At 63.4% G+C, this 15032-nt stretch carries 14 protein-coding genes; 3 read left to right on the plus strand and 11 right to left on the minus strand.

Annotated elements, in window-relative coordinates:
* Positions 1 to 133: 133 nt before the first annotated feature.
* Positions 134 to 1141, plus strand: a complete 1008-nt coding sequence (locus AC0L2M_RS11325) for a dihydroxyacetone kinase subunit DhaK (protein ID WP_473534873.1) — start codon at positions 134 to 136, stop codon at positions 1139 to 1141.
* Positions 1142 to 1153: 12 nt separating this feature from the next.
* Positions 1154 to 1792, plus strand: a complete 639-nt coding sequence (gene dhaL, locus AC0L2M_RS11330; RefSeq protein WP_473534874.1) for a dihydroxyacetone kinase subunit DhaL — start codon at positions 1154 to 1156, stop codon at positions 1790 to 1792.
* A 112-nt stretch (positions 1793 to 1904) separates the two neighbouring features.
* Here the strand turns inward: dhaL and derI are convergent, their stop codons facing one another.
* The 3 genes from derI to AC0L2M_RS11345 form a co-directional block, all read right to left on the minus strand.
* Entirely contained in the window at positions 1905 to 2348 is a 444-nt protein-coding gene (derI, locus tag AC0L2M_RS11335; RefSeq protein WP_027152577.1) for a D-erythrulose-4-phosphate isomerase, read from the minus strand.
* Positions 2349 to 2534: 186 nt separating this feature from the next.
* Positions 2535 to 3320, minus strand: coding sequence for a triose-phosphate isomerase (locus AC0L2M_RS11340; protein WP_473478680.1), 786 nt, complete (start codon positions 3318 to 3320; stop codon positions 2535 to 2537).
* A gap of 79 nt (positions 3321 to 3399) precedes the next feature.
* Positions 3400 to 4167 (minus strand): DeoR/GlpR family DNA-binding transcription regulator, encoded by a 768-nt coding sequence (locus AC0L2M_RS11345; RefSeq protein WP_473534875.1) that lies wholly within the window; start codon positions 4165 to 4167, stop codon positions 3400 to 3402.
* Between the two features lie 291 nt (positions 4168 to 4458).
* Here AC0L2M_RS11345 and fba point away from each other — a divergent pair, with 291 nt between their 5' ends.
* Positions 4459 to 5523 (plus strand): class II fructose-bisphosphate aldolase, encoded by a 1065-nt coding sequence (gene fba, locus AC0L2M_RS11350; protein WP_473534876.1) that lies wholly within the window; start codon positions 4459 to 4461, stop codon positions 5521 to 5523.
* Positions 5524 to 5808: 285 nt separating this feature from the next.
* Here fba and AC0L2M_RS11355 read toward each other — a convergent pair whose 3' ends face one another.
* The 8 genes from AC0L2M_RS11355 to AC0L2M_RS11390 are packed head-to-tail and all read right to left on the minus strand — an operon-like array spanning position 5809 to position 14968.
* Positions 5809 to 6762 carry a sugar phosphate isomerase/epimerase family protein gene (locus tag AC0L2M_RS11355; RefSeq protein ID WP_473534877.1) on the minus strand — a complete coding sequence of 318 codons (954 nt, stop codon included), beginning with the start codon at positions 6760 to 6762 and terminating at the stop codon, positions 5809 to 5811.
* Positions 6762 to 8279 carry a glycerol-3-phosphate dehydrogenase gene (locus AC0L2M_RS11360; protein ID WP_473534878.1) on the minus strand — a complete coding sequence of 506 codons (1518 nt, stop codon included), beginning with the start codon at positions 8277 to 8279 and terminating at the stop codon, positions 6762 to 6764. The genes AC0L2M_RS11355 and AC0L2M_RS11360 overlap by 1 nt, the downstream gene beginning before the upstream one ends.
* 49 nt (positions 8280 to 8328) lie before the next feature.
* Entirely contained in the window at positions 8329 to 9369 is a 1041-nt protein-coding gene (locus AC0L2M_RS11365; RefSeq protein ID WP_473534879.1) for a 2-hydroxyacid dehydrogenase, read from the minus strand.
* Between the two features lie 10 nt (positions 9370 to 9379).
* Positions 9380 to 10933, minus strand: a complete 1554-nt coding sequence (locus AC0L2M_RS11370; RefSeq protein ID WP_473534880.1) for an FGGY family carbohydrate kinase — start codon at positions 10931 to 10933, stop codon at positions 9380 to 9382.
* Positions 10933 to 12057 carry an ABC transporter ATP-binding protein gene (locus tag AC0L2M_RS11375; protein ID WP_473534881.1) on the minus strand — a complete coding sequence of 375 codons (1125 nt, stop codon included), beginning with the start codon at positions 12055 to 12057 and terminating at the stop codon, positions 10933 to 10935. Before AC0L2M_RS11375 ends, AC0L2M_RS11370 begins: the two co-directional genes overlap by 1 nt.
* Complete coding sequence (locus AC0L2M_RS11380; protein WP_027152564.1) at positions 12054 to 13172, minus strand: ABC transporter ATP-binding protein; 1119 nt, start codon at positions 13170 to 13172, stop codon at positions 12054 to 12056. Before AC0L2M_RS11380 ends, AC0L2M_RS11375 begins: the two co-directional genes overlap by 4 nt.
* 5 nt (positions 13173 to 13177) lie before the next feature.
* Positions 13178 to 14035 (minus strand): carbohydrate ABC transporter permease, encoded by an 858-nt coding sequence (locus tag AC0L2M_RS11385; RefSeq protein WP_023800184.1) that lies wholly within the window; start codon positions 14033 to 14035, stop codon positions 13178 to 13180.
* 9 nt (positions 14036 to 14044) lie between these two features.
* Complete coding sequence (locus tag AC0L2M_RS11390; protein WP_473534882.1) at positions 14045 to 14968, minus strand: carbohydrate ABC transporter permease; 924 nt, start codon at positions 14966 to 14968, stop codon at positions 14045 to 14047.
* Positions 14969 to 15032: the final 64 nt, after the last annotated feature.

The raw sequence follows: 15032 nt of genomic DNA on the forward strand, positions 1-15032 counted from the left end.
AGCGGCTGCCAATCCCTGCGTGCAGGTACTGGCCGCGCCGGAACGTATTGCCGCGTGAAATCTCCCTCCCCGGGTGGAAATTCCGGTAACACGCTGTACTATCTGCGAAATTGCCGAAATCGGGAGGCTGCCGGTGCAGACCAAGAAGATCATCAACGACGGCAACCGCACTGTCGACGAGATGCTGGAAGGCATTCTGGCCGCGCATCCCCGCCATCTCAAAAGCATGGATGGCAGCCCACGCTCGATCATCGCCCGCGATGGACCTCGCCAGGGCAAGGTCGGCCTCGTCATCGGCGGCGGCTCCGGCCACGAGCCGACCTTCCTCGGTTTCGTCGGCAAGGGGCTGGCCGACGCGGCGGCGATCGGCAATGTCTTTGCCTCGCCGCCGCCGGACCCGATCCTTGAATGCGCCAAGGCGGCCAGCGGCGGCGCCGGCGTGCTGTTCATGTATGGCAACTATGCCGGCGACGTGATGAACTTCGACATGGCCGCAGAGATGGCGGCGATGGATGACATCGAAGTGCGCACCGTGCTGACCACCGACGACGTGGCATCGGCGCCGCGCGACCAGAGGCAAAAGCGCCGTGGTGTCGCCGGCAATTTCTTCATCTTCAAGGCCGCTGGTGCCGCCTGCGAGCGGATGCTGTCATTCGACGAATGCGAGCGTATCGCCAGGAAGGCCAATGATCACACCTTCACCATGGGCGTGGCGCTGTCGCCCTGTTCGCTGCCGCAGACCCGCCGGCCGAATTTCGAGATCGGACCGGATGAGATGGAGATCGGCATGGGCATTCATGGCGAGCCGGGCATCGCCCGCGGAAAATTGAAAACCGCCGACGAGATCACCGACGAGATGCTGGACAAGATCCTCGACGAGATGGCGCCGGCACGCGGCGACAAGGTCGCCGTGCTCGTCAATTCGCTCGGCTCGACGCCGCTGATGGAGCTCTACATCATGAACCGGCGCGTCAAACAGCGGCTCGATGACATCGGCGTATCAGTTCACGCGACCTGGGTCGGCAATTATTGCACCTCGCTCGAAATGGCCGGCGCCTCGGTGACGCTGATGCATCTCGACGCCGAATTGCAGACGATGCTCGACCATCCTTGCGACTGCGCCATGTTCCGCGCCGGCTGAAAGGGTGCATCCATGACATCCATCGATGCAGCCGATCTGAAAAGAATGTTCGATGCGATCGCGGTGGCGATCGAAGCCGACAAGGACAGGCTCTGTCAGCTCGACGGGGTCATCGGCGACGCCGATCATGGCATCGCCATGGCGCTCGGCTTCGGCGCGGTGCGCGATGCGCTGGCGCCGCTGGAGCTCTCGGCGATCGAGCCGACGGCTCTGCTCAACATCGCGGCGAAGTCGTTCCTCAACGCCGTCGGCGCCTCGTCGGGCCCGCTCTACGCGACGGCCTTCATGCGTGGTGCGGCTGCCGTCAAAGGCATGGCGGCCCTGGCGGGCGCCGATGTCGTCGCCCTGTTCCAGGCGATGGCGCAAGGCATCCAGGATCGCGGCAAGGCCGAGGTTGGCGAGAAGACGATGGTCGACGCCTGGCTGCCGGCGGCGCAAGCCGCGGCCGCTGCCCATGCCGCCGGCAAGACCCTGTCCGAAAGCCTGGCAGCCGCCCTCGAAGCAGCCGAACGGGGCGCCGAGGCGACCAAGGATATGATCGCCGCGAAGGGCCGCTCGTCGCGGCTCGGCGAGCGGTCGCTCGGACACATCGACCCCGGCGCGGCGTCGGCGGTCACCGTTATCGGCGCGATGCGAAAAAGCCTGGCTTAAGCGCATCGCATCAATGCGACGCGCTTAAGCTCCTGTTTTATACATGTCGTTATCCCAAAACCGCTGCGCACCCTCGTTTCACGCCCGAGGGCATGCTTTTGGGCGACATGCATTAGCCCAGCTTCGCCGCGTCGAGCCTGTCGATCGCCTGGACATTGCCGGCCGATGGCCCGTTTTCGTCGAACTCCGATGCGAGCCAGGCATCGACGATCGACTTGGCCAGTTCCGGGCCGATAACGCGGGCGCCCATGGTGATGATCTGGGCATTGTTGGATTTCGCCGCGCGCTCCGCCGAATAGGTGTCATGGGTGAGTGCGGCGCGAATGCCGGGCACCTTGTTGGCCGAGATGGAAACGCCGATGCCGGTGCCGCAAAACAAGATGCCGCGATCGTTTTCGCCGTCGAGGATGGTCTGGGCGAGCTTCTGCGACAGGTCGGCATAGTAGCCGGCCTGGCTGACGTCGCTGACGGAGAGGCCGGGCTTGGTGGCCAGGTGAGCGGCAATGACGTCGAGCAGCGGCTTGCCGGCGCTGTCGGCCCCAATGGCTATTTTCATTTTTCTGTCCTTTCCTGTTCGATTGCTCTGGAGCCTGTTCCATCCCGATGGCATCGGGATGGGGCTCTAACTTTTGTTGGGCATGATCTTTTCCGAAAACCGGATTCCACTTTTCGGGATCATGCTATCTTTTGTTTGAGCATGATCTTTTCCGAAAAACCGGATTCCACTTTTCGGGATCATGCTCTAGATCGCCGCCGAGGCGCGTTCGAGGATGTCGATATAGCCTTCCGCCTGCCAGGCGGAGCGGCCGATGAACAGTCCGTCGATATGAGGCTGGCCGATCAGCTCGGCGGCATTTTGCGGATTGACGCTGCCGCCATAAAGCACCGGCGGCATGGCCGGCAGAAGATCGCCGGCGATCTTCTTGATCAGCGCCTGCTGCCTGTCGGCGTAGTCGGCACTTGCCGGAATGCCCTTGTCGCCGATCGCCCAGACCGGTTCGTAAGCAAACAGGATCGTCGCCGCCTTGGCCTGGCCTTCGAGGTATTGCAGCGCGCCGTGCACCTGCAAGGCCAGCACCGCATCGGCCTGGCCGCTGTTGCGTTGCGCCAATGTCTCGCCGACGCAAATGAGCGGCACCAACCCGTGCTTCACCGCCGCTGCGGTCTTGAGACCAACCGTATTGTCGGTCTCGCCGAAATGCTCGCGCCGTTCGCTATGGCCGAGCTCGACGAGATCGAGCCCGCAGTCCGTCAGCATCACCGGCGAGATCTCGCCGGTCCAGGCGCCGGCGTCGGCCCAGTGCATGTTCTGGGCACCGACCTTGATCCGCGTCGATGCCAGCGCTTTCTTGACCTCGCGGACCGCCGTGAAGGGCGGGATGACGAAGGGCTGGATACGGTCGTTGAAACCGGGGACGAACCCCGCCAGCGCCCTGGCAAAGTCAGTCGCTTCTGCAAGCGTCTTGTTCATTTTCCAGCTTGTGCCGACCCAGTAAGCCACGCGTCCTCCTTCTAGAGCCTGTTCCATCCCGCGAGGCGGGATGGGGCTCTATCTTCTTCTTTGACCATGATCCCGAAAACCGGTTCCCACTTTTCGGGATCATGGTCTAGTCCTTCTCGACCAGTGTCAGCGAAACGCCGGCGCCATCCAGCGCCTCGCGCATCTGCGGTCCCAGTTCTCGACCGGTGAAGACGGCGTCGAACGCCTTGAGATCGGTCAGGAAATGCAGGGCGGTGCGGCCGAACTTGCCGTGATCGACCAGCAGATATTTGCGGGCGGCCGCGGCCATCATCAACCGCTTGGTATGGACCACTTCCTGGTCCTGGTGGAAGGCGGAAACGCCGTGGATGGCGGACGACGACAGGAAGGCGACATCGGCGCGCAACGATCTCAGCGTGTCCTCGGCAAGCAGGCCGAAGAAACCGTGGAATTTCTTGCTGTACTGGCCGCCGAGCGCGATCAGGGTGATACCGGCAACGCCGGCCAGATCCTGTATCACGGCCAGATTGTTGGAGATCACGGTCATCGGGCGCAGATCCGCAAGGTGGCGCGCAATGCCGCCCGCCGTCGAGCCGTCGTCGATGATCACCGTCTGGCCCGGTTCGATGACAGCCACGGCGGCAACCGCCAGGCGCTGCTTCTCCTCGGCGGCCTGCTTCTGACGGTAGCGGAAATCACTTTCGAACAGGCCGCTCGGCTGAATCGAGGCGCCGCCGCGTATCTTGCGCAGGAAGCCGCTTTCCTCGAGCTCGTCGAGGTCGCGATGGACGGTCATCTTCGACACGCCGAAGCGCGAGGCAAGGTCATCGACACTGGCCGTGCCGGTGTCCATCAGAAAATCCATGATGCCTTGCCGCCGGCCGTCGCTCTTCATCGTCCAGCCTGTTTCCTTTAATTCGCGTCGCCGCGTCCGCCCTGGCAGAAACGGCTGATAGAAGCTATTATAGCAGATAAAATCGCATACATGCCAAGTTATTTGTGATGGTGTTACATTTCCTTGGGATATTCCTTGCTTCTGATCGCTGCCTTGTAACAAGAATTGCTCTCGCCGGCATGGCCAGAGGTTGCGGTTCTCCGGAAATCCGGCCAGAAGCATCAATGGGCTGAATGACGACCGGACAGCTCGCAAACCATAGGCTTGAAACCAAATACGGGAGACCATTGGGTGGCTCGCATCACATTGAGACAATTGCTCGACCATGCCGCCGAACACGGCTATGGCGTGCCTGCCTTCAACATGAACAATATGGAACAGGGCCTTGCCATCATGGAGGCGGCCAAGGAGACCAAATCGCCTGTCATCCTGCAGGCGAGCCGCGGCGCCCGCGCCTATGCCAACGACGTCGTGCTGGCCAAGCTGATCGACGCGCTGGTCGAGATCCATCCCGATATCCCGGTCTGCATGCATCTCGACCATGGCAACAACGAAGCCACCTGCGTGACCGCGATCCAGCACGGCTTCACCTCGGTGATGATGGACGGATCGCTGAAGGAGGACGGCAAGTCGCCGGCCGATTACGACTATAATTCCGGCATCACGCGGCGCGTCGTCGACATGGCGCATTGGGGCGGCGTGTCGGTGGAAGGCGAGATCGGCGTTCTCGGATCCCTGGAGATGGGCGGCGGCGAACAGGAAGACGGCCACGGCGTCGAGGGCACCGTCAGCCACGACCAACTGCTGACCGATCCGGAGCAGGCGGTGCAGTTCGTCAAGGACACGCATGTCGATGCGCTGGCCGTCGCCATGGGCACCAGCCACGGCGCCTACAAGTTCTCGCGCAAGCCGGACGGCGCGGTGCTCGCCATGAACGTGATCGAGGAGATCCACCGCCGCCTGCCGAACATGCACCTGGTTATGCACGGCTCATCCTCGGTGCCGGAAGAACTGCAGGAGATCATCAACAAATATGGCGGCCAGATGAAGCCGACATGGGGTGTGCCGGTCGAGGAGATCCAGCGCGGCATCAAGCACGGCGTGCGCAAGATCAACATCGACACCGACAACCGCATGGCGCTGACCGGAGCGATCCGCAAGGTGCTGACCGAGAACCCGAGCGAGTTCGACCCGCGCAAATATCTGATGCCGGCAATGGCCGCGATGAGGAAGCTGTGCAAAGAGCGCTTCGAGCAGTTCGGCACCGCCGGCAACGCCCCCAAGATCAAGCCGCTGCCGGTCTCGGAAATGGCCAAGCGCTACAAGTCGGGCAGTCTCGACCCGAAGTTCGGCTGACGTGTTGAGGCAGGCATGAGCACAGTATAGTCGTTGAGGCTTCTACAGTGCTGGAGACGACCAATTGTCGGAGTCGGCGCTGCCCCTCATCGCCCTGCCGGGCACTTCTCCCCGTATAGTGACGGGGAGAAGGGGCTGGCCGCAACGTCGGCGCTGTGCTTGCTGCGCCGGCGATTGGCGAAACCGGCGACGACAGCTCCCCTCTCCCCGTCCCTATACGGGGAGAGGATGCCGGCAGGCAGGTGAGGGGCAGCGCGAACGTGGATAATCCAGTCGAGGACGGCTTCAAACCTGAAGCGATCCTGTTCGCGGCAAAATCGCCGCCCTGCCGGTCTCGATAAACGGCGCCCAATAATCGACCGACTCGCGGATCATCGCGACGACCTGGTGGTCGACCGGCTCGCGTTCGCGGAACGACAGTTCGAGGCAGATCTCGTTGTCGACGCCGCCGCCGCGGCGAACCGTCTCCAACAATTTTTCCGGTGTGATGCGGCCGTCCTTGTTGTAGGCGGCGATGAACGGCCAATGGCCGCCCTTGTTCATCGACGACTGCTTGATGTGGATGATCGGCGATACCGTGGGAAAGGCTTCGGCCCAGGCATAGGGGTTGATGTCGTCCGGATTGCTCGAGGTGACGTCGCCATGGTCGATATCGACCATCATCTTCAGCGGGATGGCCATGCCGGCCGCTTCGATCTCGTTGTGCAGGGACCGGCAGCACTCGATCGTATGGCCGAATTCGCGGCCGACCGACATCGGCTCCCAGAACAGATAGGTCAAACCGGCCGCCCTGGCGTGCTCGGCGACGTCGCGCCAGCATTCCAGCGCGATGTCGAAAAGCCGCGCGCGACGCTCGGGATCGTCAAAATCCCGGTGCGTGAAGATCGCGAACTGCGTGCCCATGCCGCTGGCGCCGAGCTCGGCCGAAATGTCGGCAAAGGTCTTGAACCAATCGACGTAGTAGCGGCGCACGTCGGCGTCGGGATGGCCGAAATGGTTGAGCCGCCCGTAAGGGCCGGTCATCCCGGACGTCACGCGCACGCCGGTGCGGTCGAGCGCCGTGCGGAACAGGCGGACGAATTTCGAGATCGTCGCCGCCGGCCAGCCGGGATTGACGAATTCATGCGTGAGCTGCACGTCCCGGATGCCGATGTCGTAGGCGATCGCGTCGATCAGATCGTCCGGTTCGGCAAAACGGTTGACCAGCGGATTGGTGTTTAGGGAAAGCGTAAAAGTCATCAGCCTGCCCTCACCAGTCGGCCAACGCACCAGTCCTCGAAGGCGGCTCTTTCCGCGGCGGACAGATGCAGGCCGTGCTTGGTGCGCCGTTCGAGAATATCGGCAGCGGTCAGCGCCCATTCATGCTCGAACAAATAACTGGCTTCGCGTTCGAAAAAATCCTTGCCGAAGCACCGGCCCAGTTCGGTGAGCGACCTGGACGCACCGACCACAACGCGCGTCCTAGTGCCGTAGAGCCGGCCATAGTGTTTGACCAGCGATGCCGGCATCCAGGGAAATTCACGGCCGAGATCGCCGAGGAACTGCTCGAAATCGGCGTTGGCGATATCACCACCCGGCAGGTAGCCTTTCGACGTCCACGGCTTGCCCATTTTCGGAAAGAAAGGTGCGATCCGGTCCAGCGCATGCTCGGCCAGCTTGCGGAAGGTGGTGATCTTGCCGCCGAAGACGGAGAGCAGCGGCGCCTGCCCGGATGATGCGTCGAGTTCGAAAATATAGTCGCGCGTCACCGCGCTCGGATTGTCGGAGTTGTCGTCATAGAGCGGCCTGACGCCCGAGAACGAGTAGATGACATCGTCGCGGGCAAGTTCGCGCTTGAAGTAGCGGTTGACCACCTTGATCAGGTAGTCGACCTCGCTGGCATCCGCCGCCACGTCTTCCGGCCGCCCCTCATAGGGAATATCGGTGGTGCCGATCAGGGCCAGATCGTTCTGGTAGGGATTGATGAAGATCACGCGCTTGTCGCTGTTCTGGACCAGATAGGCCTGCCGCCCTTCCCAGAATTTCGGCACGACGATGTGGCTGCCCTTGACCAGCCGGACATTCCGCTTGGAGTTCTGGCCAGCCACGCGGTTGATGATGTCGTTGACCCAGGGACCGGCGGCGTTGATCAGCGCACGCGCCCGAACCGTGGTCCTGACGCCGGTTCGGCTGTCGCGCATCTCGACCGACCACAGGCCGTTTTCACGGTGGGCGGCGGTGCAGGCGGTCCGGGTGAAGATCCTGGCTCCCTGTTCCGCAGCGTCGAGCGCATTGATGACGACGAGACGGGCGTCGTCGACCCAGCAATCGGAATATTCGAAACCGCGCTTGAACGCATCCTTGATCGGTGCGCCTTCGGGCGCGGTGCGCAGGTTGAGCGTGCGGGTGCCCGGCAGCCGCTTGCGGCCGCCAAGATGATCGTAGAGGAACAGACCGAGCCGGACCAGCCAGGCCGGCCGGTCGTCCGGGCTGTGCGGCAGCACGAAGCGCATCGGCCAGATGATATGCGGCGCCGATTCAAGCAGCACTTCGCGTTCGATCAGCGCCTCGCGCACCAGCCGGAATTCGTAGTATTCGAGATAGCGCAGGCCGCCATGGACGAGCTTTCCCGATCGCGAACTGGTGCCTTCGGCGAGATCGTCTTTTTCGCACAGGATGACGGAAAGCCCGCGGCCGACTGCGTCGCGCGCGATGCCGGCGCCATTGACGCCACCGCCGATGACGAACAGATCGACGATTTCAGTGGCGCCGCTCATCTCGCCGGATCCTCTATGCCTGGATTGCGTTTCATGGCTGCCGCGACCTTCAGCACGGGTTGACCGGCGGGAGCCCGACGATGAAGCGGCGCACCTCTTCGGCCGCTTGCTCGGCCGCATAGGTCACCGTGCGCACGGAAGCGCCGGCGATATGCGGCGTCAAGGTGACATTCGGAAGCTGCAGCAGCGGCCAGTCGGCAGGCACCGGCTCGACCGCGAACGTCTCCAGCATGGCGCTGCCGATATGGCCTGAGACCAGCGCATCGTAAAGCGCGTCGTAATCGACCAGCGGCCCGCGCGCGGTGTTGACGAAGATCACCCCCGGCTTCATCCGAGCGATGATGTCCTTGTTGATGAGGCCGCGGGTTTCCTCGGTCACCCGGGGATGAAGCGTGACCACATCGGAGCGGGACAGGAGATCTTCGAGCGCGACCAGTTCGACGCCGTCATTGCGGTCTTCGGCGCTCAGTTGCACATAGGGATCGGTGACCAGGATGCGGCAGCCGAAGGCGCGCAGCAGGCGGACAACCTTGGTGCCGATATTGCCGTAGCCGATGACGCCGACGCTCATTTCGTTGAGCTCGCGGCCGGTACGGTCGGCCCGGTAGAGATCGCCGCGCCATTCCCCTTTGCGCAAGGCCTCGTGCCCGACCCGGATCAGCCGCGTCTCGGCAAGGATCGCACCGATGGTGAATTCGGCCACAGCACTTGCATTGCGGCCGGGCACATTGACGACGGTGATGCCGTGGGCCCTGGCGGCAACCATGTCGATGTTGATCGGGCCGCCGCGCGAGACCGCAACCAGCTTCAGCGCAGGCAGACGCTGCATCATGGTCTCGGACAGCGGCGCAAGCTGGGTGACGAATATCTCGGCGTCGCCAATGAAATCGACCACCTCGTCCGGATCGCCAAAATACTCCTTCACCTTGTCGAGGCCGAGCGCCGCATTGCCGAATTCCATCGGCTCGTCGGGCCAGGCCGCCTCAAGGGTGCGGATGTCGAGATTGTCGCCGCAGGCCTTCTCGATTTTCTCGCGAAAGACCTCGGGAAGCATGAAGCGGTCGCCAATGATTGCAATCTTCTTACGCATGCTCGACTTCTCAGTTTGCCCTGGACGCGGCCATCGACCGCCAGACCGGCCGCAGCGCCTCATGCGCCAATGTGTAGGACGGAACCGCCCGCTCATAGATCGCGGCAAGTTTTCGGTCGCTCGGTTCCGTCGCGCCCAGCAGCGGCGTGACCCATTCGCCGACGCATTCGTCCATCGAACTGTATTGGCCGACGCAGACCGCAGCGATCATCGCGGCGCCCGCCGCACCGGCTTCCTCGCGTTGGCTGGTGCGAATGTCGGCGCCGACGACAGCGCCGAGGATCTTGCGCAGAGCCGGGCTTCTGGCCGCGCCGCCGGTCAGCCGGATTTCGCTCGGCAACGGCCCCATGGCGGCGTAGCAATCGCGCGACGCGAATGCCAGCCCCTCAAAAACAGCGCGAACCATATCGGCATAACCGTGCCGCGACGAAATGCCGACGAAACCGGCCCTGGCATTGGCATCGACGAACGGCCCGCGCTCGCCGGCCTCCGACACATAGGGCTGATAGAGCAGCGAGGCCGGCTCCGATGACGATATCCATTCGTCGACCAGCGCGATCATCTCGCCATTGCTGCGGGTGATGCCTTGCGAGGCGAGTATGCCGGAGGCGAGGCTAAGGATCCAATCGATGTTGAGCGTCGCTGCCATGTTCGACTGCATCTGCGCAAAGACGCCGGGCGCCGGCATCGTCATCGTGTAGCCGGTCCTGGCCTCGTTGAGCAGCACCTCGTCCGGCGTCTGAGCAAGCCGCATATGCATGCCGGTGGAGCCGATGATCGAGCAGCCAGGCTTGCGCTCGCGGTCGAGCAGGCCGGCGCCGAGCGCGGTGCAGGCCACGTCGACATAGGCCAGTACCACCGGCGTACCGGAAAGCAGCCCGGTCGCTTTGGCAGCCGCCGCCGACAGGCCGGCGCTATGCCTGGTGCCGTCGACGATCGGCGGCAGCAGATGCCTGAGGTCGGCGACGCCGAGCACCTCAAGCACCTCGTCGCAATAGCCGCGGGTGCGAAAGTCGCCAAAGGTGAAGGTGCCCTCGGAAGGATCGGTGGCGCGTTCGCCGGTCAGGTTGAAATAGAGCCAGTCCTTGCAATGGAACGCTGTCGCGGCGCCGGCAAGCCTGTCAGGCGCGTTGCGCTTCATGAAGGCAAGCTGCGGCCCCTGCTGGCAGGCCGCGAGCCCGCTGCCGGTCTTTTCGAAACGAAGCCGGTCATCGGGGCGCGCGCGGATCTCCTCGACGATGGCGGCAGCGCGCGCGTCGAGCCACAGCCAGCCCTTGGCGACCGGCTCACCGTCCTTGTCGATCAGCCAGGTGCCGTCGCCCTGCCCGGTCACCGCGATCGCAATGATGCGGCTGGCGAGGTCCGGCACCTTGTCGGCAAGCTGTCGCAATGTGGTCGCCGTATCGGTCCAGGTGCGTGCCAGATCCTGCTCGGCGCCGCCGCCCGGCAAGGTCTCGTACCGGTTCGGTACCGCCGCGGCCGCGAGCTGCCGGCCCGCCGTGTCGAAGGCGACGGATTTGATGACAGACGTGCCGGCGTCGATGCCGATCAGCACATCCCGCATCAGGCAAGCTCCATGCCGTGCGAAATGGCCATGCCGCTGGACTGATCGAAGACGTGCAGATTTTTCGGATCGATGCTGATGTTGATCGGCGCGCCAAGCTCCAGCCGGGTCCGGTCATGTTCGACCAGGACCAGCGAGCCGCCGGCGAAATCCGCCGCGATATGGGTCTGGTCGCCGAGCCATTGGTTGGCCGAAACCGTCGCCGGCACGCCGTCCTTCGAGCGGCGAACCGCATAGGGCCTGACACCGATGACGACCCGCTGCCGTTTGAGCAATTCGTCGCGAACCGAGCCGCTGAACGCGTCCTTGTCATAGTCGAGTGAAAGCCCGTCGGGCAGCCGCAGATTGATCTTGTCGGCGGCCGTGCCGACATAGGCCTCGAAGACATTCATCGGCGGCTCGCCGACGAACGTGCCGGTGAACAGGTTGGCCGGCCGCTGCTTGAGCATATTGGGCGTATCGAACTGCTGCAGCACGCCGCCTTCCATCACCGCGATCCGGTCGGCCAATGCATTGGCCTCGGTCTGGTCGTGAGTGACCAGGATCGCGGTCAAGCCGCGCTCCTTGATGAAGTGCTTGATGCGGCCGCGCAGCACCGCGCGAAGCTGCGGCTCGAGCTGGCCCATCGGTTCGTCCAGCAGATGCAGGTCGGCCTCGCGGATCAGTGCCCGGCCGAGGCTGGCGCGCTGCTGCTGGCCGCCGGAGATGGAACTCGGATAGCGCTCAAGAATGTCCTCGATCTCGAGCAGCTTGGCGATGCTGGCAACTTTCGCGTCGACCTGACTTTTCGGCAGCCTGGCCGCCTTCAGCGCAAACGCCATGTTCTCGCGCACGGTCAGCGGCGGATACAGCGAATAGCCCTCGAACGCCATCGCCACATTGCGCCTGACCGGCGGCAGCGTGTGCACCTTGCGGCCGGCAACCGAAATGCTGCCGCGCGAGACCTCTTCGAAGCCGGCGATCATGCGCAATGTCGAAGTCTTGCCGCAGCCAGACGAGCCGAGCAGTGCGACGATCTCGCCCTTGTCGATTTCCATCGTCAGATTCTGAACGGCGTGCACACCTCGGTCGATCGGGCCGTAGAATTTGTCGACGCCGGAAATGGTGAGTGCGCTCTGGCTCATGCCGCTTCTCCGCTGCGCAAATTGACGACGTTTTTCGAGCCGATACGGTCGCCACTGGCACGATCGAACAGCAGGGCGCTTTTGCCGTCGACGGCGATATGGGCCCTGCCCTCGGTTTGACCCGCTGTTCCGGCCGGCCGGGAGACCAGGATTTCGCGACCGCGCACGGTGCGCACCAGCGTGACGATCTTTTCGTTGAGCGGCGTCTCCGCCTCGACGGTCACCGGAATGGCCGCGGGTGTTCCTTCGTCGACGAAGCGCAGCGCTTCGGGCCGCAAGCCGATCACGCAATCGCGGCCGACCGTGGCGTCATAGGCGCCGGTCAGATGGACCTGGACATTCGACAGACCGACATAGATGCCCTTGGCATCGCGCGACGGCTTGACGTCGAGCAGGTTGATTGTCGGATCGCCGAACAGCCGCGCGATCTCGATGTTGGCCGGCTCGCGATAGATCTGCTCGGGCGTGCCGAGCTGCTTGATGACGCCTTGCGACATCACCGCGATGCGATCGCCGAGCGCCATGGCCTCCTTGTAGTCCTGGGTGACGTAGACGACGGTCGCACCGCGATCTGCCAGCAGCCTCGGCAGTTCGAGCCGCATTTCGAAGCGCAGTTTGGCATCGACGTTGCGCAGCGGGTCGTCGAGTAGCAGCACCGGCGGCGAGCCGACCAGAGCGCGGGCGAGCGCGGTGCGTTGCTTCTGGCCGTTGGACAGCGCCCGTGGCTTATGGCTGAGCACGTGGCCGATCTTCAGCAGCTTGGCGACGCTCTCGACACCCGCCTTCATCGCGCTTTGCGACGATCGCTTGGCCTGAAGCGGCGTGGCGATGTTGTCGAAGGCGGTCATGTGCGGAAACAGCGCGAAATTCTGGAATGCCATGCCGACGCCGCGGAACTCGGCGTCAAGATCGGTCATGTCCTCGCCGCCGATGAAGATTTTTCCCTCATCAGGGTCGATGACGCCGGCGACGAGCCGCAGCAGCACCGTCTTGCCGGCGCCGGACGGTCCGAACAGGACCAGGGTTTCGCCGTCGGCGACGCTCAACGACAGATTGTCGAGCACAGTCTGGCTCTTGTAGCGCTTGACGACATTTCGCAATTCGAGGCTGGCCATCGAAGCTATCCTTTCACCGCGCCGAGCGACAGGCCTTCGACGAGATAGCGCTGCGCGTAAAGGGCGAGCGCCAGCGTCGGCGTGATCGACAGCACGATCGCTGCCGAGATCTGGCCGTACTGGATGCCGGAGGAGGTGATGAAGGCGAGCGCGCCGACCGTCACCGGCTGCTTGTCGGCCGAAGCGAGCACGAGCGCGAAGATGAAATTGTTCCAGGCGAAGATGAAGGCGAGCAGGCCGGCAGCCGCGATGCCGGGGCCGGCGAGCGGCAGCGCGATCTTGCGGAAGGTGGCGAACCAGGAATGGCCAGCGATGCGATAGGCATATTCGATATCGGCCGGGATGTCCTCAAAATAGCCGCGCACGATCCACAGGATCAGCGGCAGGCAGATCAGCTGATAGACCCAGATCAGCCCGATATAGGTGTTGGCCAGTCCAAGCTTCTGGAAATAGAGGGTGAGCGGCAGCAGCACCAGCAGCGCCGGCGCGAACCGGAACGACAGCAGCGTGAAGGCGATGTCCTCCGAGCCGCGGAATTTGTGCCGGGCAAAGGCGTAAGCGGCGGGGACGCCGAGCAGCAGCGCGACGGCGACCGAGGTGACCGACAGGAACACCGAATTCCACAGGTTGCGCATGAAGGCGATGTCGAGCGTGCCGGCCGCCGTGGTCAGCTTGCCGGTGATCAGCGCGGTGTAGTTGGCCAGCGTCGGCTTGAAGACAAGCTGCGGCGGAATCCGCAGGATGGTCTCGTTGGTCTGGAAGGACATCATGAGGATCCAGACGATCGGGAACATGAAGAAGATCACGACCAGCGTCAGCGCTATGCCACGCAGGATGCGTTCGAGAAGCGAGGTGTGTTCCATCCCGGCCTCCTATGCCAGGCCGCGGGCGCGTTCGCGCAGCCGCAGCCAGTTCTTGATGAAGATGTTGGAGAGGAAATAGGTGATCGCCCACAGGATGATCATCAGCGCCGCCGAGCGGCCGACATTGGTCGACTGGAAGAAATTGAGATAGGCCTCGACCTGGAAGACGGTCAGCGTGTCGCCCGGACCGCCCTGGGTCATGGCATAGATGATGTCGAACTGCTGGATGGAATCCAGCAGGCGAAACAGCGTCGCCGTCAGGATGTAGGGCGTCAGCATCGGCAAGGTGATGCGGAAGAACACAAAACTCCGCGGCACGCCGTCAAGTGCCGCCGCCTCGAAGGGCTGCGTTGGCAGGCTGCGCAGGCCGGCAAGCAGCAGGATCATGATGAAGGGCGTGTAGACCCAGACATCGACAAGCACCACCGTGAAAAGCGCGGTCGACGGCGACGAAGCCCAGCGGAAATCCTGCAATCCGATCAGGCTGGCGAGGTAGCTCAGCACGCCAAAGCCGGGATTGGTCATCAGCTTCCACATCAGCGCGGCAAGCGCCGGCGCCGTCATCAGCGGCATCAACAGCATGATCGAGATGAAGTTGTTCAGCGTCGAGCGCTTCTGCAGCAGCATGGCGATGCCGAGACCGAGAAGCAGTTCAAGCAGCACGGTGATGCCGGCATAGAGCAGCGATATCTCCAGCGTGTTCCAGAACCTCGGGTCGGTGAAAAACGAGATGTAGTTGTCGCCCCAGTTGAACTGCCGCGCCCAGGGCTGGCTCAGCCGGTAGCGCTGGAACGAGTAGACGACCGACGTGAAGAACGGGATCAGGATGCCGATGCAGACGAGCAAGGCCGGCAGGCTGAGCACATAGGGCAGCACTTTCTTGCTGATCCTGAAGCCGGAAGGCCTGTTTCTTTGCATTGTCGCCGTAGTCATCGTGGCTCACCCGTCATCTCTATTGCTTCGCCCTGCCGGCCGCCCAGGGAGCTAGGCGGCCGGT

Source organism: Mesorhizobium sp. WSM4806, assembly GCF_055811635.1.